Below are 19,111 nucleotides of genomic sequence, written 5' to 3' on the forward strand. Positions count from 1 at the left end.
CCCGGGCGTGGAGGTGTAACGGCCTACCGTGATGGCGTGAGCATCTCGGGTGAACATGCTGTCGTCGACGCGGTCGTGGTCGGTGCGGGGTTCGCGGGGCTGTACGCGTTGCACAAGCTGCGTTCGCAAGGCCTGTCGGTGCGGGTGTTCGAAGCGGCTCCCGAGATCGGCGGAACCTGGTATTACAACCGCTACCCGGGCGCGCGGTGCGACGTGGAGAGTGTCGACTACTGCTACTCGTTCTCATCCGAACTCGAGCAGGAGTGGGACTGGTCGGAGAAGTACGCCACCCAGGCCGAGATCCTGCGGTACCTGAACTGGGTGGCCGACAAGCTCGACCTGCGCGACGGCATCACGCTCAACACCAGGGTCGTTTCCGCGGTGCTCGACAACGACACCTTGCGGTGGACCGTGTCGACAGACGGCGGCCAGGTCCTCACCGCCCGGTTCTGCATCATGGCGACCGGCCCACTGTCGGCCGCGCTGACCCCGGACTTTCCCGGCCTGGGCGGTTTCGCCGGCGAGCTGTACCACACCGCTCATTGGCCGCATGAACCCGTCGACTTCACCGGTAAGCGCGTGGCCGTGATCGGTACGGGATCATCTGGCATCCAGTCGATTCCGGTCATCGCTGAGCAGGCCGCACAGCTCTACGTCTTCCAGCGCACCCCCAATTACAGTGTGCCTGCCGGCAATCGGCCGCTGTCCGATGAGGACCGCGCGCAGATCAAGGCCACTTATGCCGAACGGCGTCGGCTGTCCTGGCGCAGCGGCGGCGGCTCCCCGCACATCGCGCACCCGAAGCTGACGATGGAGGCCAGCGCCGAGGAACGCAGGCAGGCTTTCGAGAAGCGTTGGCAGCTGGGTGGAGTGCTGTTCTCCAAGACCTTCAGCGACCAGATGATCGACATGGCGGCCAACGACGAGGCGCGCAGGTTCTACGAGGAGAAGGTGCGTGCCGTCATCGACGATCCGCAGGTGGCCGAACTCCTGATTCCCAACGACCACCCGATCGGTACCAAGCGAATCTGCACCGACACCAACTACTTCGAGACGTTCAACAAGCCGCACGTGAAGTTGGTGAGCGTCCGCACGACTCCCATTGTGTCGATCGACGCGGCCGGTATCAACACCTCTGACGCACACTACGACCTGGACGCCATCGTGCTCGCCACGGGTTTCGACGCGATGACGGGCGCACTGGCCAAGATCGACATCGTCGGGCGCGACGGGAAGAGGCTGCGCGACAACTGGGTTGACGGGCCACGCACCTATCTGGGACTCGGTGTGGACGGGTTTCCCAACCTCTTCGTGGTCTCGGGCCCCGGCGCGCCCGCTGTGCTGGCCAACATGGTTCTGCACGCCGAGGCCCACGTGAACTGGATCGCCGACGCCATCGCCCACCTCGACGAGTACGGATACACCGGGCTCGAGGCGACCTCCCACGCGGTAGACAACTGGGCAGCCGAACTCAACCAGCGCGCCGAGGCCACGTTGTTCACGAAGGCGAACTCCTGGTACATGGGCGCCAACGTGCCGGGCAAACCACGCGGATTCATGCTGTTCCTCGGCGGGTTCGCAACCTACCTCGACATCTGCAACGAGGTGGCCAACGCGGGTTACAAGGGATTCAACCTGCTCAAGGCGTCGTAAGTGTCGGGACTGAACGGCAAGGTCGTCGTCGTCACCGGCGCAGCGAGGGGCACGGGACGCGTGCACTGTGAGCGTTTCGCCGACGCGGGCGCCGACGTGATCGCGATGGACACCGCAGCCAATGCCGACGAATTGCAAACCACCGCAGCAGAAGTGCAATCCCGAGGCCGCCGATGTGCGGCGGGCGTGGCCGACGTCCGCGACCTGCCCTCCGTGGAGGCCGCGGTGCGCGACGGGGCAGCGCGCCTCGGCCGTGTGGACGTCGTCATCGCGAACGCCGGTATTCACACCGCCGGCGCGCCGGCGTGGGAGCTGGACGAGGACACGTGGCGCCACACGCTCGATGTCAACCTGACCGGGGTGTGGCACACCGTGCGCGCCTGCGTGCCTCACATCGGCGAGGCCGGCGGATCCGTCGTGATCATCAGCTCCACCAACGGTTTACGCGGCACCGCCAACACCGCCCACTACACGGCCAGCAAGCACGCCGTCGTCGGTCTGGCGCGCACGCTCGCCAACGAACTGGGGCCCCGTGGCATCCGGGTGAACACCGTCCATCCCGGTGCGGTGGCCACGCCGATGGTACTGAACGAGGCGACGTTCAAGCGACTGCGCCCCGACCTCCCCAACCCGACGGCCCAAGACGCCGCCGAGGTGCTGGCGGCCCGCAATCTGCTTCCGGTGCCGTGGGTGGAGCCTGTCGACATCGCCAATGCGGTCGTCTTCCTCGCCTCCGAGGAGGCGCGCTACATCACCGGCACGCAGATCGTCGTCGACGCCGGACTGACGCAGAAGACGACGGCATGACGGGGCGATTGGCCGGCAAGGTCGCGCTGATCACCGGCGCTGCTCGGGGTATCGGCCGGGCTGAGGCCGTGCGGTTCTCCGCGGAGGGCGCCGACGTGATCGCGCTCGACGTCTGCGGTCCCGTCGACACCGTCGTCGTACCCGCGGCGACGCCGGCGGATTTGGAGGAGACGGCGCGCATGGTCCGCGCCAACGGTCGCAACATCGTCACCGGCATCGTGGATGTGCGTGACCCCGAGAGACTGCAGGAGGCCACCGATAGCGCGGTCGCCGAACTGGGTGGACTTGACATCGTCTGCGCCACCGCGGGTATCACGTCGCGGGGGATGGCGACGGAGCTCAGCGAGGCGGCGTGGCAGACGATGCTCGATGTGAACCTGACCGGTGTGTGGCGGACATGCAAGGTCGCCGTCCCGCATCTGATCAGGCGCGGATCGGGATCGGTCGTCTTGGTCAGTTCCATTGCTGGACTTCGTGGGTTGGTCGGTGTGGCGCACTATACCGCGGCCAAGCACGGCGTCGTCGGGTTGATGCGCAGCTTGGCGCATGACCTGGCTCCGTACGGCATCAGGGCCAATTCGGTGCATCCGACCAACGTGGACACGCCGATGATCCAGAACGACGCGGTGGCAAGTGCATTCCGGCCGGATCTCGACCGGCCGCCCAGCCGAGAGGAATTCGCGCAAGCGGCCCGGACGATGAACATGCTCGACATCCCGTGGGTCGACCCCGTCGATGTGGCGAACGCCAGCCTCTTCCTCGCCTCCGACGAGGCCCGCTACATCACCGCCGCTACGCTGCCGGTGGACGCCGGAGCGACGCAACGATAGTCAGGGACGGGCCAGGAACCCGAGGACGGTGCTCTCGAACGCTTCCTTGGCCTCGATCATCGCCCAGTGCCCGCAGTTCGGGAACACGTGCAGTTCGGCGTTGGGAATGCTGCGCATCGGAATCAGCGCCATATCAAGGGGACTGACTCGGTCGTCGCGTCCCCACGTCAGCAGCGTGGGGGCCGCGACCCTGTGCATCTGCGCCCACGGCAACGAGGCGTCGCTGCTGCGCATGAACGCCATCATCTGCGCGAAAGCCGCTTTGCCGTACATGCGCCGCGCAGCGGCAAGCGTCTCCGGGTCAGTCGCCAGGCGCCACCGCTCCTCGATCAACTGCTCGGTGACCAGCGACTGGTCGTAGACCATCGAGTTGAGCCAGTCGACGAGCCGCTGCCGGGTCGGATCCTCGGTGAACTCCTGCAGGAGTCGAATGCCCTCACTCGGCCCGGGACTGAAGATGTTCGTGCCGATACCACCGATGGTCACCAGCTTGCCGATACGGTCGGGATTGTTGATCGCGAAGTTGATTCCGACGCCGCCGCCCATGGAATTGCCCACGATGTCGACGCGATCGACTCCCAACGCGTCGAGGAACGGCACAACGGCGCCCTGAGCGGTGACCATCGGATGACCACCGAAGTCGTCGCTGACCCCGAATCCCGGGAATTCGAGGATCAGACAACGGAAGCGCTCGGCGAAGGTCGGGAGCCCCCCTCGGAAATTGCGCCACCCGGTGACCCCGGGGCCGGAACCGTGCAGGAACAGCAGGACGGGTCCCTCACCCACGTCGTAGTAGCGCAGCACGCCGGAAGGCGTCGGCGCTTCGCGGAGGTCGTTCTCGACTCGGGCGGTGAAGGCGGCGGTGTCGGTCACGATGTCAGCCTGCCATGCGAGGCCGCCATGGCGTCGCACTGTTCCGCTGATCGGACCTCCCGGTAAGCGGGACGCTCACTGTGTGGCCGGGATATTCACTGCGACGCTTGCCCGTCGAGGCATGGGCGTCCGCTTCGCGATGTGCACATTGAAAGGTGTTGGGGTCAGTGGCGATTAGCGCACCGGAGCGGTGGTCTGCTGGGTTGCCGCCGTTGCGGAGTCTGGCGGGGCCGATGCAGGCGGTTGGTGCGTTGTTTGCGATGTCGGCTGATGCGGTGCGGTTTGTGTTTCGGCGGCCGTTTCAGTGGCGGGAGTTTTTGGAGCAGTGTTGGTTCATTGCGCGGGTGTCGTTGGCGCCGACGTTGTTGGTGGCGATTCCGTTCACGGTGTTGGTCAGTTTCACGCTCAATATTTTGTTGCGGGAGTTGGGTGCGGCTGATTTGAGCGGGGCGGGTGCGGCCTTTGGTGCGGTGACGCAGGTGGGTCCGATCGTGACGGTGTTGATCGTGGCCGGTGCGGGTGCGACGGCGATGTGTGCTGATCTGGGGTCGCGCACGATCCGTGAGGAGATTGATGCGATGGAGGTGTTGGGCATCAATCCGGTGCAGCGGTTGGTGACGCCGCGGATGTTGGCTTCGGGGTTGGTGGCGTTGTTGCTCAACAGTTTGGTGGTGATCATCGGGATCTTGGGGGGTTACACGTTTTCGGTGTTCATTCAGGATGTGAATCCGGGGGCGTTCGCGGCGGGGATCACGTTGTTGACCGGGGTGCCCGAGGTGATCATTTCGTGTGTCAAGGCGGCGTTGTTCGGGTTGATCGCGGGTTTGGTGGCGTGTTTTCGGGGGTTGACGATCACCGGTGGTGGGGCCAAGGCGGTGGGTAATGCGGTCAACGAGACGGTGGTGTATGCGTTCATGGCGTTGTTCGTGATCAACGTGGTGGTCACCGCGATCGGTATCCGGATGACGACGGGCTGAGGGCGGGTTGTCGATGGGCACAGTGGCGGTGATCCGTAGCACCTATCCGCGGTTGACGCGCGGGGCGCGGCGGCCGGTGGAGTTTTTGGGTCGCATCGGCGATCACATGTTGTTTTATCTGCGGGCGTTGGCCGGGGTGCCGCATGCGGCGGTGCATTTCCGTAAGGAGATCGTGCGGTTGATCGCCGAGATCTCCATGGGGGCGGGCACGTTGGCGATGATCGGCGGCACGGTCGCGATCGTGGGGTTTTTGACGTTGGCCGCCGGCGGCACGCTGGCGGTGCAGGGCTATTCGTCGTTGGGCGATATCGGGATCGAGGCGCTGACCGGGTTTTTGGCGGCGTTCATCAACGTGCGGATCGCCGCGCCGGTGGTGGCCGGGATCGGGTTGGCGGCCACGTTCGGGGCCGGGGTGACCGCGCAGTTGGGCGCGATGCGCATCAATGAGGAGATCGACGCGCTGGAATCGATGGCGATCCGGCCGGTGGAATACCTCGTCAGTACCCGGATCGTGGCCGGGATGGTGGCGATCACGCCGCTGTATTCGATCGCGGTCATCTTGAGCTTCGTCGCGTCGCAGTTCACCACGGTGGTGTTGTTCGGTCAGTCCGGTGGCCTCTATGACCACTACTTCGACACCTTCTTGAACCCGATCGATCTGTTGTGGTCGTTCCTGCAGGCGGTGCTGATGGCGATCACCATCTTGTTGATCCACACCTACTTCGGCTACTTCGCCTCCGGGGGCCCCTCCGGTGTCGGCGTCGCGGTCGGCAACGCGGTACGCACCTCACTGGTCGTCGTCGTCTCGGTCACCCTGCTGGTCTCGCTGTCCATCTACGGTTCCAACGGCAACTTCAACCTCTCGGGCTAGGTAGGACGTTGACAATCATCGAGGAGCCATCACCTGCGCATGGTCCGCGCAACTACGCGCGACCCGCGGCCGGTCTCGCCACCGTCGTGGCCATCGGGGCGATCATCGCCCTGGCCGTCGCGTTGTTCCGCGGAGACTTCACCGACACCGAGCCGGTCACAGTCATTGCCGACCGCGCTGGACTGGTGATGAACCCCGACGCGAGGGTCAAATTGCATGGCGCACAGGTCGGTACGGTCGACTCGATCGACTCCCTGCCCAACGGGCAAGCCGCCATCCACCTCGCGATAGACCCTTCGGCGATGGAGTTGATCCCGGCCAACGTGCGTGTCGACATCACCTCGTCGACGGTCTTCGGCGCGAAATCTGTGGCGCTGGTGCCACCGTCGAACCCCTCGCCGCAGTCGTTGCGCGCTGGGCAGGTCCTCGACGCCGATCACGTGACCGTCGAGATCAACACGATCTTCGAGCAACTGGTCGCCATGCTGTCCAAGATCGAACCGGCCAAGCTGAACGAGACATTGGGCGCATTCGCCTCGGCGGTCAACGGCCGCGGCGACAAGTTCGGCCAGATGTTGTCCGATATGGACACGATGTTGGCCAAGCTCAATCCGAGCCTGGGCAATCTGAGTGCCGACATCGCGGTGGCACCCCAGGTGCTCAACGCCTACGCCGACGCTGCTCCCGATCTGGTCACCCTCGCCGACAGCGCCAGCCGGCTCAGCGACACCATCGTCGAAAAGCACCAGGACCTGGACGCCCTGCTGTTGAGCGCCATCGGATTCGCCGAGATCGGCAACGACGTGATCGGCGGCAACCGACAACAGATCACCGAAGTCATGCGTCTGCTGGTGCCGACCACGGACCTGACCAACGAATACAACGCGGCACTGAATTGCGCTTTGGCGGGTATGGTTCCGCTGGCCACCGCGCCCCCGTCACCGGTTCCCGGTGTGCTGCTGCTGGACTCGTTCGTGTTGGGCTCCGAACGCTACCGGTACCCAGGAAACCTGCCGAAGGTTGCCGCGACCGGCGGTCCCCAGTGCGGCGGACTTCCGGACATCGGATACGAGACCCGGGCGCCGTACGTCGTCACCGACATCGACGCCAACCGGGCGCAGTACGGAAACCAAGGCATTCTGCTCAATTCCGGCGCACTGAAGCAGGCCCTCTTCGGCCCGATCGACGGCCCGCCCCGCAACACCGCGCAGACAGGTATGCCGGGATGAGGAATATGGGGACCGCGCTCAAGCTGGGTGCCTTCGTTACCGTGATGCTGATCTTGACCGGCGCACTGTTCGTCATCTTCGGGCAGTACCGCAGCGGGCCCTCGTGCGGGTACTCCGCAGTGTTCACCGACGTGTCCAGCCTGAAGCGCGGTGACTCGGTGCGGGTTTCGGGGATCCGGGTCGGCACTGTCAACGACGTCGCGCTGCAACCGGACAACACGGTGGTGGTCGAATTCGACGCCTCACCCGACGTCGTGCTCACCACCGGGACCACTGCGGCGGTCCGCTACCTCAACCTGGTGGGGGACAGGTATCTCGAACTCCTCGACGGGCCCGGCTCGACCAAGATACAGCCGCCGGGAACACAGATTCCACGCGAGCGCACCGAACCCGCGTTGGATCTGGACCTGCTGCTCGGTGGGCTGAAACCCGTTATCCGCGGACTGAATCCACAGGATGTCAACGCGTTGACGAACTCGCTGATCCAGATCCTGCAGGGGGAGAGCGGCAATGTCGAATCGCTGTTCGCCAAGACGTCGTCGTTCACCAACGCGATCGCCGACAACGGCCACACGGTCAGGCAGTTGATCGACAACCTCAACGCGGTGATGGCCACCATCGCCAAGGACGGCGACAAGTTCTCCGGCGCAGTCGACCGCCTGGAGAAGCTGATCTCCGGCCTGGCGGAAAACCGCGATCCGATCGGCGAGGCCATCACGGCCCTCGACAACGGCACCGCGTCGCTCGCGGACCTGCTCACCCAGGCGCGTCCGCCGCTGGCCGGAGGCGTCGACCAGCTCAACCGGGTCGCCCCGCTGCTCGAGAAAGACACACCGCTGCTGGACATCTCGCTGCAGAAGGCGCCGCAGAACTACAAGAAGCTGGTCCGGCTCGGCGCTTACGGCAGCTTCCTCAACCAATACCTGTGCGGCATGTCGGTGCGGGTGACCGATCTGCAAGGCCGCACCGCCTACTTCCCGTGGATCATCCAGAACACCGGACGATGCGGGGAGCCCTGATGCTGAAATACCGTGGGTCTTCGCTCGTCCGCGCCGGTTTCATCGGCGTGGTGTTGATCGTGCTGATCATCGCCATCGGGCTGCAGCCCGAACGGTTGTGGTCGCTGGCCACGTCGATCAAGTATCAGGCCCTGTTCGTCGAGGCAGGCGGGCTGACGCCGGGCAACGACGTGAAAGTGTCCGGCATGAAAGTCGGTTCGGTGTCCGATGTCGCGCTGAGCAAGGGCAAGGCGCTGGTCACCTTCAGCGTCGACAGCGGGGTGCGACTCGGCTCGCAGACCACCGCTCACATCCGCACCGGGACGTTGCTCGGTGAGCGCATGCTGACCCTGGAGCCCGCGGGCGACGGCCGGATGAGCGCCTCGGATCTGATACCGCTGCCGCGGACCGCGTCGCCATATACATTGACCGACGCCGTCAGCGAGTTCACGGCCAACACCGCGGCGACCGACACCGCGTCGCTGAACCATTCGCTCGATACCTTGTCGGAGACGATCGATCGGATCGCCCCACAACTGGGACCCACCTTCGACGGGTTGAGCCGGTTGTCACAGTCGCTGAACGGGCGCGACGAGACATTGGGCAAGCTGCTTGACAGCGCCGCGGACGTCACCGGTGTGTTGTCCGAACGGAGTAAGCAACTCAACACGCTGATCCTCAACGCCAACGATTTCATGGAGGTTTTGGAAGTGCGGCGGCACGCCATCGTCACGCTGCTGGCCAACACCTCGGCGGTCGCCCAACACCTGACCGGCATGGTGCACGACAACGAGCAGGAGCTCGCCCCGACCCTGGAGAAGCTGAACTCGGTCTACGAGATGCTGGAACGCAACCGCGACAACATCGTCAAGGCGCTCGACGGTCTGGCCAAATACCAGGTAACCCAGGGAGAAGCGGTCAACAACGGCTTCTACTACAACGCGTTCGTCGGTAACCTGCTGCCCGGCCAGGCGCTGCAACCGTTCCTGGACTACATCTGGGGCTATCGACGGGGTGTCAATGCCGGTCAGCCGCCGGACAACGCGGGGCCCCGAGCTGAATTCCCGTTCCCCTCCAACGGCATTCCGGGAGGGTCGCGATGATTGGCCGTAAGCGGCTGACAGCCGTGCTTCTGGTGGTACTGTCCGGCCTCCTCGTCGCGGGGGCGGCCGTTGTGGTGCACCAGGTCTACTTCGCGCCGAAGACCATCACGGCATACTTCACCTCCGCAACCGCCATCTATCCCGGCGACGAGGTGCGGGTCGCCGGCGTCGAAGTGGGCAGGATCGAATCCATCGAACCGGACGGGGCGCAGGCCCGGATGCGGCTCTCGGTCGACCACGACGTCCCGATCCCCGCCGACGCCAAGGCTGTCATCGTCGCGCAGAACCTGGTCTCGGCGCGGTATGTGCAACTCGCGCCCGCCTATGAGACGAGCGGACCCACCATGCCCGACGGCGCCGTGATCGGCGTCGACCGCACTGCCGTGCCCGTGGAATGGGACGAAGTCAAGGATCAACTCACGCGGCTGGCAACGGAACTGGGCCCTCGGAAGGGCGTGTCCGGCACATCCGTCTCGCGGTTCATCGACAGCGCCGCCAACGCGATGCACGGCAATGGGGACAAACTGCGCGAGACGATCCGGCAGCTGTCGCAAGTCGGCCGCATCCTGGCCGACGGCAGCGGGAACATCGTCGACATCATCAAAAACCTCGAAACCTTCGTCACAGCCTTACGCGACAGCAACACCCAGATCGTGCAATTCCAGGACCGGCTGGCCACGGTCACCAGCGTGGTGGACGCCAGCAAGTCAGATCTCGACGCTGCGTTGACCAACCTGTCGGAAGCGGTCGGTGAGGTGACGCGGTTCATCGAGGGCAGCAGGGACCAGACCGCCGAACAGATCCAGCGGTTGGCCGCCGTCACGCAGAACCTCGCGGACAACCGACTGACATTGGAAAACGTGCTGCACGTTGCGCCTAACGCGATCGGCAACGGCTACAACATCTACAATCCCGACACCGGGACCATGATCGGCGCCTTCGCCATGTCGAATTTTTCCAACCCCGTGCAACTCGTCTGCTCGTCGATCGCGGCCGTGAAGAACGCCACCGCGCCCGAATCGGCCAAACTGTGCGCCGAGTACCTGGGACCCGCACTGCGCCTGCTCAACTTCAACTACCTGCCGATGCCGGTCAACGCTTACCTGCAAAAGTCGCCCAGCCCCGGAAATCTCGTGTACTCCGACCCGAACCTGGCGCCGGGTGGCGCTGGCGGCGCCCCGCTGCCGCCGGAGATCTCGCCGGTGGTGTCGGCCTACACCGGCGCCGGCGACGTGCCACCCCCGGCGGGCTCGGGGACGCCGCCCGGACCGTCGGGAGCCTACGCGCCGAACGGACTGCCCGCGCCGCCGCAGCCGGCGTTGTTCCCGGGTGCGCCGATTCCGCCTGGACTGCCCGCGGCACCCGCTCCGGAGCCGAAGAGCTTGCGGGACATGCTGTTACCGGCCGAGGCACCGACATCGGCAACACCGCCTACGGCAGGGGCACCGTCGTGACCGCACCGAAAGCACTGCGTCGCCTGGTGCTGTTCGCGGCCAGTGTCGCTCTGACCGTGACCGGATGCTCGTTCGACGGGCTGAACTCGCTGGCGCTGCCGGGCACCGTGGGCCGCGGCCAGGACGCGGTCGTCTACCACGCGACACTAGCCAATGTCGGTACGCTCGAGCCGAATTCACCGGTCATGATCGGTGACGTCGTCGTCGGTTCGGTCAGCGGAATGAGGGTCCGCAACTTCACCGCCGATGTCGAGATCTCCGTTCGCCCCGATGTCGTCATCCCGGCGAACGCGGTGGCCACCGTCGGTCAGACCAGCCTGCTCGGCTCGATGCATCTGGCGCTGAACCCGCCACCGGGCCAGGCACCGACTGGCAGGCTGGAGAAGGGCTCGACGCTCGGGCTGAACCAGTCATCGACCTATCCGTCCACCGAGCAGACCCTGTCGTCGCTGTCGGTCGTCGTCAACGGTGGGGGACTCGGGCAGGTCGGCGACATCGTCAGGGAGTTCAACGCGGCGCTCAACGGACGCGAAAGCCAGATCAGGGATCTGCTGATGCGTCTGAACGACTTCGTCGGCATGCTCGACACCCAGCGCGACGACATCAATGCCTCCATCACAGCGATGCACCGGATGTCCGCCACATTCGCTGACCATCGCGATGCGATCAGCGCTGCGCTGCAACGGATTCCGCCCGCGCTGGATGTCTTGGTCGCAGAGCGCCCGCGCATCACCGAGGCGTTGGAAAAACTCGGGCGGTTCAGTGACACCGCCAGCGGGTTGATCAACGACTCCCAGGCCGACATTGTGCGCAATCTGGAGAACCTCGAGCCGACGCTACGGGCGCTCGCCGACGTCGGGCCGGACCTCGGCACGGTGCTGTCCTACGCGCCGACCTTCCCCTACACGCAGAGCTTCATCGACCGCGCCATTCGCGGCGACTACATGAACCAGTTCATCGTCTTCGACTTCACCATTCCGAGGCTCAAGCGAGGCCTGTTCCTGGGTACGCGGTGGGGACAGGAAGGCGCCCCCATGGTTCCTGCGCCGGGCGACCCCTGGTATCTGACCTACACACTCGACCCGCTGAACGCCCCGATCACACCCGCTCCGACAGAGGTGGCCGATATTCCGCAGCTGGTGGATGCTCCACCGCACGAACAGGATTCAGGGGTGACCGACCACGCGTCGGGGGGAGCGCCCGAGCCAGTACCGGACCCAAATATGCAGCCGGCGCGACCGCTGCCCGGGCCCGCACCCGCTGAGGGAGGCAACTGATGCTCACCCGTTTCGTCAGGAACCAGCTGATCATCTTCGCCATCGCATCGGTGGTCGGCGTGGCGGTCATGGTGTTCAGCTACATGCAGGTTCCGACCCTGCTCGGCATCGGGCGGATCACGGTGACGCTCGAACTACCCGGCACCGGAGGCTTGTACCGGTTCTCCAACGTGACCTATCGCGGCGTGCAGGTCGGCAAGGTTCTCGAAGTGCGGCCCACGCGGGAAGGTGCCGTCGCCACGCTCTCGCTGGCCACCTCACCGAAGATCCCCGCCGATACCCGGGCGGATGTGCGTAGCGTCTCGGCGGTCGGCGAGCAGTACGTCGACCTGAACCCCGACGACGCGAACGGCCCCTATCTGGCAGACGGTTCGGTCATCCCGAAGCAGCACACGACGCTTCCGCAGGCGGTCGGCCCGATGCTGGATCAGGCCAGCCTGTTGCTCGACAGCATTCCCAAAGACCGGATCAGCGATCTGCTCGACGAGTCGTTCAAAGGCCTCAACGGCGCCGGCTACGACTTCGGCTCGCTGTTGGACTCGTCGGCGACGATCGTCGGCGACGCGAACGCGGTCGCCGATCGTACCCGGAACTTGATCGACGACAGCCGACCGCTGCTGGAAGGCCAAGCGCAGTCCGCCGACGCGATCCGGACCTGGGCGCGCAGCGTAGCGGGCATCGCCGCCCAACTCGAGGCCAACGACCCACAGGTGCGGACCATCCTGGACGTCGGACCCGACGCCGCCGATGAGGCGTCACGGTTGTTCAACGACGTGAAAGCCGCCCTGCCCGTCCTGCTGGCGAACCTCACCGCGATCGGCGAGGTGGGGGTGACCTACAACGCCTCCCTCGAGCAACTGCTCGTGTTGTTCCCGCCCTACGTCGCCGCGACCCAGACCGTCGGTGTGTCCCGGAACAATCCAACGGGTATGGCGTTGGGCGACTTCACCGCGGTGATGAACGACCCACCCGCGTGCACGGTCGGCTTCCTGCCGCCGAGCATGTGGCGATCGCCGGAAGACGAGACGATCGTCGACACCCCGGAGGGCCTGTACTGCAAGCTGCCGCAGGATTCGCCGATCGGGGTTCGCGGCGCCAGGAACTACCCCTGCATGGGACAACCCGGGAAGCGCGCGGCGACCGTCGAGCAATGCAAGAGCGACAAGCCTTTCGAACCGCTGGCGATGCGCCAGCACGTGCTCGGTCCCTATCCGATCAACCCCAACCTGATCGCCCAGGGGATTCCGCCCGACGACCGGGTGGACTTCGGTGAGCGCATCCACGCACCGGTGGAAGGCACACCGATGCCGCCGGCGGTACCGCCGGAAGCCGCTCCACCCGCGGCGCAACCCCCGCCCGCTGCGACCCCAAGCGCCTTCGCGCCGAGTACATCTGGCGGCCCTTCGGTGGCATTCGCCACCTACGACCCGCAAACGGGCCAGTACGCCACACCGGACGGGCAGGTGTTCCGCAAGGCGGACCTCGCGGCCACCGCCGGTCCGCGGTCGTGGCAGGATTTCTTCGTGACGTCCGGGTGAGGGTCAGGTGCCGGCTTTGACGAGCTTGAACGGCATGTTGATGAAGACGGCCTTGCTGACACCGCACGCGCCGCTGAGCCCGGTTGTCTGATCCTCACCCGCCAGCGTCGTCGACGCCGGATCGGTCATGCTGCCGTCCTCGACGACCGGCACGAACCGGAACACCTGCAAGCCGGGTGCCGCCGTGCCATCGGGGCAGGGCACCCAGTTCTCGACGGTGTGTTTGACGTACCACACGCCGCCCGTCTTGTAGATCGGTGCGGTCCAACCGAAGTCACTGGCGACAGTGCCGGTGCACTCGGTCGGATAGCTGCATTCCGTCGAGATGGTCCAGGTGCTGCGCAGGCTCGCCTGATCACGGAACACCTCGTTCGTCTTGGACCATTCGCCGTTCGACGTAGCGATGTAGGTGCCGTTGAGACCCCATTCGTCGTCGGAGGCATGCGCGCCCGGCGTAGCTACAACTGAGATGGCGCCCGTGACCAGTGCCGTCGCCAACCCCGCCGCTCGGAAGAACCGCATGCCTGCTCCTCACCACTGGTCACCGCCGACACTACAAAGTAAGTGCGCCGTCGTGAGCGAATTGAATCACCGCCCGCTCAGCGGGAAACCGGTCGCCGACTCGAGAATCGCTGACAGAGTGGGGCGTCGATGTGAAGGGTGAAGGATGAGAACAGTTGTGCCACGGAGCCGAAAGCGGTGTGGCGCAGGTGACCGGTCTCGACAAGGAGTTGTTCCGTCCACCGGGACAGTCCTGCGGCACCGGCGCCGACGTCGCCGACGATGGTCATGACTATGACACCGCTTGACCACTCGGAGGCGCCGTGAGAGCCGCACTGTTGGGTGCCGCCCTGACAGTCGCCGCCCTGATCACTCCCGGCGCTGCCCACGCCGACACTCCCTACGGCAACTTCCACCTGGTGATCGAGGGTCGTTACGACTTCCACACATGGCTGTGGGCGATTTCCCGGTGCCCGGGCAAATGCCTGCGCATTCAGGCGATACCGCAGCCCAACGCAAGAGCGTTTCCCTACCGCGGGGATGCCCGGCTCGCCGGCGGACGTTACACCTTGACCGTCGATGTCCCGGACGGGTTGAGGTGCGGGAACGTGTATTACGGGCCGGTCATTCCTACGCGTGATGTCTACTCCTGGAATGCGGCGACGCGCGCCGGCACGCTCGAATCGTCCTTCGCCAGAGGTTGCGACGGCGCGCCGGGCGGCACCTTCAGCTACCCGTTCGCCCTGGCGCGGCTCTGACCAAGCGGGTTGGCGGCCGACGAGCGTGCACAAACCGCCGAAAAAACGCGGCGTGTCGTGTGCTGACACGCACGCTCGCGCAAAGTAAGGGGTTACGCGGCGATCCGCTTGCGGCGGTAGAGGGTTCCGCCCGCCAGCAGGACGAGGCTGATCACCAGGATCGCCGTCGCGAGCACATTGATCTGCGGCGGTACCGCAGCCTTGACGGCCGCATTCACATACAGCGGATAAGTCACCGTCGAACCGCTGACGAAGTAGGTGATGATGAAGTCGTCGAGCGACAACGCGAACGACAGCATGCCCGCCGCGACGACGCCCGGGACGATCAGCGGCAGCGTCACCCGGAAAAAGGTGCGTGCAGGGCCGGCGCCCAGATCCATGGATGCATCTTCGAGTGTCCAGTCGAAGCCCCGCACCCGGGCGCGCACGGTCATCGCGATGAAGCTGACCTCGAACGCGATGTGCGCCAACACGATCGTCAGGTAGCCGGTGGCCCAACCCAGGTCGAGGAACAGCACCAGCAGCGCCGCACCCATCACGACTTCGGGGGCGGTCAGCGGGAGCACCAGAAAGGTGTCCACCGCGCGTCGTCCCCACCACCGTTGGCGCACAAGCGCTATCGCCACCAGCGAGCCCAACACCAGCGCGACTGCTGTCGAGACCGCCGCCACGTTGATGCTCAACCGCAGCGCCTCGGTCAGCGCCGGGTACTTGAACGGATCGGCCCAGTTGTCGAGCGTGAATCCCTGCCAGCTGTAGTTGAACTTGCCCTTGGGGTCGTTGAAGGAGAACAGCACGATCACGAAGATCGGCAGGAACAGATACAGCAGGACCAGGCCCGCGACGATCCGCAGCAGCATGTCGCCCCATCGCGCAGATCCCTTGACCCGCTTGGCCGGCGCCGGACTCGTCGCGGCGTTCATCGCCTGCAGCGTCATACGAGTTCCTCCGTGCCCAGCGTCGTCGTGTACAGCAGGACGCCCGCCAAGATGATGCCCATCAGCACCATGCTCAGCGCCGCCGCGGCCGGATAATCCTTGACCACCAGGAACTGCTGCTGGATCACGTTGCCGATCATCGTCGTCTGCGTGCTGCCCAGATACTCGGCGTTGATGAAGTCGCCCGCGGCGGGGATGAAGACCAGCAGGCTGCCGGCCAGCAGGCCCGGCATCGACAGCGGCAGGATCACTTTCGTGAAGCTACGGGCGTTCGATGAGTACAGGTCCCTGGCGGCTTCGATCAACCGCGGTTCGATCTTCTCCAGGCTGACGTACAACGGCAGGATCATGAAGATGATCCAGTTGTAGGTGAGTCCACCGATGACGGCCCAACTGGTCGACAACAGCCGCCCCTCGGCGGGCAGCAGCCCGATCGCGTCCAGCGCGTCGACCAACCAACCGTCGTCGGCCAGGATGGTTTTCCACGCGATGGTGCGGATCAGGAACGTCACGAAGAACGGCAGGATCACCAGGCCGAGGATGAGGTTCTTGAACCTGCCGGCCTTGAATGCGATCACGTAGGCAAGCGGGAAAGACAGCAGCATGCACAGCACCGTCGCCGTGGCGGCGTAGCCGAATGACCGTAGAATCTGGTCCTGATACTTGCCGAACACCTCGGAGTAGTTCGCGAAGTCCCACGAAAATGTCAGCGTCGGAAGGAAGATCGAGCCGCTCGTCGTCGACAGCGATGTCCGGGCCAAGGAGACGAACGGCACGACGAAGAACACCGCAAGGTAGACCATCGCGGGCAGGATCATCAGATACGGTGCGATCCTGCTGCGCTGTCGACCGCTGTCGGCGACGTCTGCCATGCCTCAACCGCCGGTGACGGCTGCATACATCGTGGCGTACTGCTGCTTCTGCTCGTCCTCGAGCGGCGCCCAGGCCTTGATCCGGTCGAGCGTGGCCTGCGGCGGGTTGATCAGTTCATTCCTGGCCAGGTTCGGGTCGATCTTGTCGAGCTCGGCCGTCATGTCCGAGAGCACCGGCACGAACTGCGTGAAGGCGATCAGCTTGGCGTAGTTGGCCCGGTCGTAGACGAAGTCGATCCACGCCTCGGCGGCCTTCTGGTTCTGCGTCGTGTACGGGATCACCATGGTGTCGACGAAGTCGGTGCCGCCGGAATCGGGGACCACGAATTGCAGGTCGGGGTTGTCGGCCTGCAGCTGCACTACGTCGCCCGAATAGGCCTGTGCTATCACGACATTGCCTGCGGCCAGGTCGGGGGCGTAGTCGTTTCCGGTGAACCGCCGGATCTGCCCCTTGTCCTTCTGCTCACGGACGAGGTCGACCGCCTTCTGCACCGACTCGGTGTTCGGCGACGCCGGGTCGGCGCCCTGCGACTGCATGATCATGCCCAGGCCGTCCTGGAAATCCGAGAGCAGGCTGACGCGCCCCTTGAATGCCGGATCCCACAGGTCGTCGATCCTGGTGATCTCGCGCCCGGTGGCGGCGCGGTTGTAGGCGAGGCCGACCATGCCCGTCACGTACGGAGCGCTGAATTTGCGACCGGGGTCCATCTGCGCGTCGAGCATGTCGCGACGCAGGTTCTTCTTGTTCGGTATACCGCCTTCACTGAAATCGTTGAGCCAGTTCAGGTTGCGGACCTGGGTTGCCATGAACGCCGTCGGCACCACGAGGTCGGCGCCGATGTCCTGCTTGCGTGACAGCGGTTCCTTGACCTTGGCGAACCATTCCTCGTTGTCGTTGAAGTCCTCCTTGTAGTCGACGGTGATGCCCGAGGCCTGCTGGAAGGCCGCGATGAATCCGTCGGCCATGTACAGCGGCCAGTTCGAGATCCGCAGCGTGCCGTTCGCCGGTCCGCCGTCCTCGGTGGTGGTGCCTGAGGGGCTGGTGTCGGAACCGCACGCCGCCAGGAAGGACGGACCGAGCGCGAGTGCGGCCGCCGCCGCGGTGCCCCCGCCGATGAAGCGTCGACGTGACACGCGGTGAGACTCTGCTGCTTCCATGCGAGCGGACATGACGGCTGTGCCTTTCATCGGAGGGAGGGGAGGAGGTCGACAGCCTTCGACTCAGGAGTCGTCGAGCATCTCCTCGAGGTCCTCGGCGGTGGGGATGTCGGCCGCGGGAAGGACCAGCGAGGCATCGGGCGCCCAGCAGACGTGGACCTCGTCGCCCGGCCGCAGCAGCGGCAGATCCTGTTCGGGGCCGACATGGGCGACGATCGTCGAATCGTCGGGTGCGGCCAGCGTCAGCCGCACCACAGGTCCCTGGAAGGTGAGGCCGGTGACGGTCGCGCGCACAGCCGCGACGTCGCCCGTCGGCGCATCGATCGAGACGCGGACGCGCTCCGGGCGCACCATCAGCGTCGCCTGCCCGCCGGGTTCGATCGCGGTCTCGCCGGCCCGGGCCGTCAACCGGGCCCCGAGCGCCTCGATGTCGACGAAGTCGCTGTGGACGGGGCCGGTCTGCGTCCCCGCCCACAGGTTCGCCTGCCCGATGAAACTCGCGACGAAAACAGTTGCGGGTCGGTCGTAGATCTCGGTGGGGGTGCCGATCTGGTCGACGTTGCCGGCATTCATGACCGCGATGCGGTCACTCATGGTCAGCGCTTCCTCCTGGTCGTGGGTGACATAGACGAACGTGATGCCGACTTCGCGCTGGAGGCGCTTGAGCTCGTGCTGCATCGCGTGACGGAGTTTGAGGTCCAGCGCGCCGAGTGGTTCGTCGAGCAGCAGTGCGCTCGGATAGTTCACCAACGCCCGGGCCAGCGCGACGCGTTGCTGTTGGCCGCCGGAGAGTTGTGCGGGTCTGCGGTCGGCGAAATCGGTCAGCCGCACGATCTCCAAGAGTTCGCCGACCCGTTTACGGATGGTGCCTTTCCCGTGCGCCTTGTCCAGCTTCCTGCTGCGCGGGCCATAAGCGACGTTGTCCCACACCGACATGTGCGGAAACAGCGCATAGTGCTGAAACACCGTGTTGACATTGCGTTTGTGCGGCGGCACCCGGGACACGTCGGCGCCCTCGAGGCGGATCGCGCCGGCGCTGAGGCTTTCGAACCCGGCGATCATCCGCAGCGTGGTGGTCTTGCCGCAGCCAGACGGACCGAGGATCGAAAAGAACTCGCCCGATGCGATGGAGAAGTCCGCGTCGGCCACAGCGACATCGGCGCCGAACTGTTTCGTCACGTGGTCGAGTTCGATGACCGGGGCGCCTGTGGGACGGGTCGCCTCGCCATGGCCCGATGATCGGTCAACCGCTGTGGTGTGTGAGCCGGTCAGTG

Annotated in this window: 18 protein-coding genes; 12 read left to right on the forward strand and 6 right to left on the reverse strand. The window is 65.3% G+C overall.

All coding sequences use genetic code 11. The features are described from left to right. Positions 1 to 36 precede the first annotated feature (36 nt). Genes G6N18_RS03030 through G6N18_RS03040 form a run of 3 tightly spaced genes read left to right on the forward strand, consistent with a single transcriptional unit; the run spans position 37 to position 3,290 of the window. The gene (locus tag G6N18_RS03030; RefSeq protein ID WP_083007282.1) at positions 37 to 1,653 is read left to right on the forward strand and encodes a flavin-containing monooxygenase; all 1,617 of its coding nucleotides are present in this window, start codon (positions 37 to 39) and stop codon (positions 1,651 to 1,653) included. Beyond that, on the forward strand, positions 1,654 to 2,460 hold the full coding sequence (locus tag G6N18_RS03035) for a mycofactocin-coupled SDR family oxidoreductase (RefSeq protein WP_083007265.1): 807 nt from the start codon (positions 1,654 to 1,656) through the stop codon (positions 2,458 to 2,460). Then, positions 2,457 to 3,290, forward strand: a complete 834-nt coding sequence (locus G6N18_RS03040; protein WP_083007262.1) for a mycofactocin-coupled SDR family oxidoreductase — start codon at positions 2,457 to 2,459, stop codon at positions 3,288 to 3,290. The genes G6N18_RS03035 and G6N18_RS03040 overlap by 4 nt, the downstream gene beginning before the upstream one ends. Here the strand turns inward: G6N18_RS03040 and G6N18_RS03045 are convergent, their stop codons facing one another. Then, the gene (locus G6N18_RS03045) at positions 3,291 to 4,163 is read right to left on the reverse strand and encodes an alpha/beta fold hydrolase (RefSeq protein ID WP_067223118.1); all 873 of its coding nucleotides are present in this window, start codon (positions 4,161 to 4,163) and stop codon (positions 3,291 to 3,293) included. It lies immediately after the preceding gene. 233 nt (positions 4,164 to 4,396) lie between these two features. On the opposite strand from G6N18_RS03045, the gene G6N18_RS03050 reads away from it, so the two are divergent. From G6N18_RS03050 to G6N18_RS03085, 8 genes are read left to right on the forward strand one after another with little or no spacing between them, the layout of a single operon-like run. Continuing rightward, on the forward strand, positions 4,397 to 5,140 hold the full coding sequence (locus G6N18_RS03050) for an MlaE family ABC transporter permease (protein ID WP_228768705.1): 744 nt from the start codon (positions 4,397 to 4,399) through the stop codon (positions 5,138 to 5,140). Positions 5,141 to 5,153: 13 nt separating this feature from the next. Continuing rightward, positions 5,154 to 6,011 (forward strand): MlaE family ABC transporter permease, encoded by an 858-nt coding sequence (locus G6N18_RS03055; RefSeq protein WP_163689771.1) that lies wholly within the window; start codon positions 5,154 to 5,156, stop codon positions 6,009 to 6,011. A gap of 8 nt (positions 6,012 to 6,019) precedes the next feature. Then, positions 6,020 to 7,240, forward strand: a complete 1,221-nt coding sequence (locus G6N18_RS03060; protein ID WP_179962355.1) for an MCE family protein — start codon at positions 6,020 to 6,022, stop codon at positions 7,238 to 7,240. Next, entirely contained in the window at positions 7,237 to 8,259 is a 1,023-nt protein-coding gene (locus G6N18_RS03065; RefSeq protein WP_083007006.1) for an MCE family protein, read from the forward strand. The genes G6N18_RS03060 and G6N18_RS03065 overlap by 4 nt, the downstream gene beginning before the upstream one ends. Then, the gene (locus tag G6N18_RS03070) at positions 8,259 to 9,341 is read left to right on the forward strand and encodes an MCE family protein (protein ID WP_083007041.1); all 1,083 of its coding nucleotides are present in this window, start codon (positions 8,259 to 8,261) and stop codon (positions 9,339 to 9,341) included. The genes G6N18_RS03065 and G6N18_RS03070 overlap by 1 nt, the downstream gene beginning before the upstream one ends. Next, positions 9,338 to 10,795 carry an MCE family protein gene (locus tag G6N18_RS03075; RefSeq protein WP_083007008.1) on the forward strand — a complete coding sequence of 486 codons (1,458 nt, stop codon included), beginning with the start codon at positions 9,338 to 9,340 and terminating at the stop codon, positions 10,793 to 10,795. The genes G6N18_RS03070 and G6N18_RS03075 overlap by 4 nt, the downstream gene beginning before the upstream one ends. Further along, a complete protein-coding gene (locus G6N18_RS03080) occupies positions 10,792 to 12,072 on the forward strand; it encodes an MCE family protein (protein ID WP_082949213.1) in 1,281 nt (426 codons plus the stop codon). The genes G6N18_RS03075 and G6N18_RS03080 overlap by 4 nt, the downstream gene beginning before the upstream one ends. Then, positions 12,072 to 13,610, forward strand: a complete 1,539-nt coding sequence (locus G6N18_RS03085; protein WP_083007010.1) for an MCE family protein — start codon at positions 12,072 to 12,074, stop codon at positions 13,608 to 13,610. Before G6N18_RS03080 ends, G6N18_RS03085 begins: the two co-directional genes overlap by 1 nt. Before the next feature lie 3 nt (positions 13,611 to 13,613). Here the strand turns inward: G6N18_RS03085 and G6N18_RS03090 are convergent, their stop codons facing one another. Continuing rightward, on the reverse strand, positions 13,614 to 14,132 hold the full coding sequence (locus G6N18_RS03090) for an Rv2253/PknI dimerization domain-containing protein (RefSeq protein WP_234806270.1): 519 nt from the start codon (positions 14,130 to 14,132) through the stop codon (positions 13,614 to 13,616). Between the two features lie 302 nt (positions 14,133 to 14,434). Between G6N18_RS03090 and G6N18_RS03095 the strand changes: the two genes are divergently transcribed. Then, the gene (locus tag G6N18_RS03095) at positions 14,435 to 14,869 is read left to right on the forward strand and encodes a hypothetical protein (protein WP_234806271.1); all 435 of its coding nucleotides are present in this window, start codon (positions 14,435 to 14,437) and stop codon (positions 14,867 to 14,869) included. Positions 14,870 to 14,961: 92 nt separating this feature from the next. On the opposite strand, the gene G6N18_RS03100 is transcribed toward G6N18_RS03095, so the two are convergent. From G6N18_RS03100 to G6N18_RS03115, 4 genes are read right to left on the reverse strand one after another with little or no spacing between them, the layout of a single operon-like run. Continuing rightward, positions 14,962 to 15,807 carry an ABC transporter permease gene (locus G6N18_RS03100; protein ID WP_083007013.1) on the reverse strand — a complete coding sequence of 282 codons (846 nt, stop codon included), beginning with the start codon at positions 15,805 to 15,807 and terminating at the stop codon, positions 14,962 to 14,964. Continuing rightward, positions 15,804 to 16,679: an ABC transporter permease gene (locus G6N18_RS03105; protein WP_083007015.1), complete on the reverse strand. Its 876-nt coding sequence runs from the start codon at positions 16,677 to 16,679 to the stop codon at positions 15,804 to 15,806. Before G6N18_RS03105 ends, G6N18_RS03100 begins: the two co-directional genes overlap by 4 nt. A gap of 3 nt (positions 16,680 to 16,682) precedes the next feature. Continuing rightward, the gene (locus tag G6N18_RS03110; RefSeq protein ID WP_083007047.1) at positions 16,683 to 17,849 is read right to left on the reverse strand and encodes a polyamine ABC transporter substrate-binding protein; all 1,167 of its coding nucleotides are present in this window, start codon (positions 17,847 to 17,849) and stop codon (positions 16,683 to 16,685) included. A 51-nt stretch (positions 17,850 to 17,900) separates the two neighbouring features. Beyond that, positions 17,901 to 19,016 (reverse strand): ABC transporter ATP-binding protein, encoded by a 1,116-nt coding sequence (locus G6N18_RS03115; RefSeq protein WP_083007018.1) that lies wholly within the window; start codon positions 19,014 to 19,016, stop codon positions 17,901 to 17,903. Positions 19,017 to 19,111 lie beyond the last annotated feature (95 nt).

Source organism: Mycolicibacterium celeriflavum, from assembly GCF_010731795.1.
Classification (GTDB): Bacteria; Actinomycetota; Actinomycetes; order Mycobacteriales; family Mycobacteriaceae; genus Mycobacterium; species Mycobacterium celeriflavum.

Excerpts from the sequence above, each read along its gene's own strand:
- G6N18_RS03040 (WP_083007262.1), top strand. The coding sequence starts at position 2,457 with ATGACGGGGCGATTGGCCGGCAAGGTCGCGCTGATCACCGGCGCTGCT.
- G6N18_RS03050 (WP_228768705.1), top strand. The coding sequence starts at position 4,397 with ATGCAGGCGGTTGGTGCGTTGTTTGCGATGTCGGCTGATGCGGTGCGG.
- G6N18_RS03055 (WP_163689771.1), top strand. The coding sequence starts at position 5,154 with ATGGGCACAGTGGCGGTGATCCGTAGCACCTATCCGCGGTTGACGCGC.
- G6N18_RS03065 (WP_083007006.1), top strand. The coding sequence starts at position 7,237 with ATGAGGAATATGGGGACCGCGCTCAAGCTGGGTGCCTTCGTTACCGTG.
- G6N18_RS03070 (WP_083007041.1), top strand. The coding sequence starts at position 8,259 with ATGCTGAAATACCGTGGGTCTTCGCTCGTCCGCGCCGGTTTCATCGGC.
- G6N18_RS03075 (WP_083007008.1), top strand. The coding sequence starts at position 9,338 with ATGATTGGCCGTAAGCGGCTGACAGCCGTGCTTCTGGTGGTACTGTCC.
- G6N18_RS03085 (WP_083007010.1), top strand. The coding sequence starts at position 12,072 with ATGCTCACCCGTTTCGTCAGGAACCAGCTGATCATCTTCGCCATCGCA.
- G6N18_RS03090 (WP_234806270.1), bottom strand. The coding sequence starts at position 14,132 with ATGCGGTTCTTCCGAGCGGCGGGGTTGGCGACGGCACTGGTCACGGGC.
- G6N18_RS03100 (WP_083007013.1), bottom strand. The coding sequence starts at position 15,807 with ATGACGCTGCAGGCGATGAACGCCGCGACGAGTCCGGCGCCGGCCAAG.
- G6N18_RS03105 (WP_083007015.1), bottom strand. The coding sequence starts at position 16,679 with ATGGCAGACGTCGCCGACAGCGGTCGACAGCGCAGCAGGATCGCACCG.
- G6N18_RS03110 (WP_083007047.1), bottom strand. The coding sequence starts at position 17,849 with ATGTCCGCTCGCATGGAAGCAGCAGAGTCTCACCGCGTGTCACGTCGA.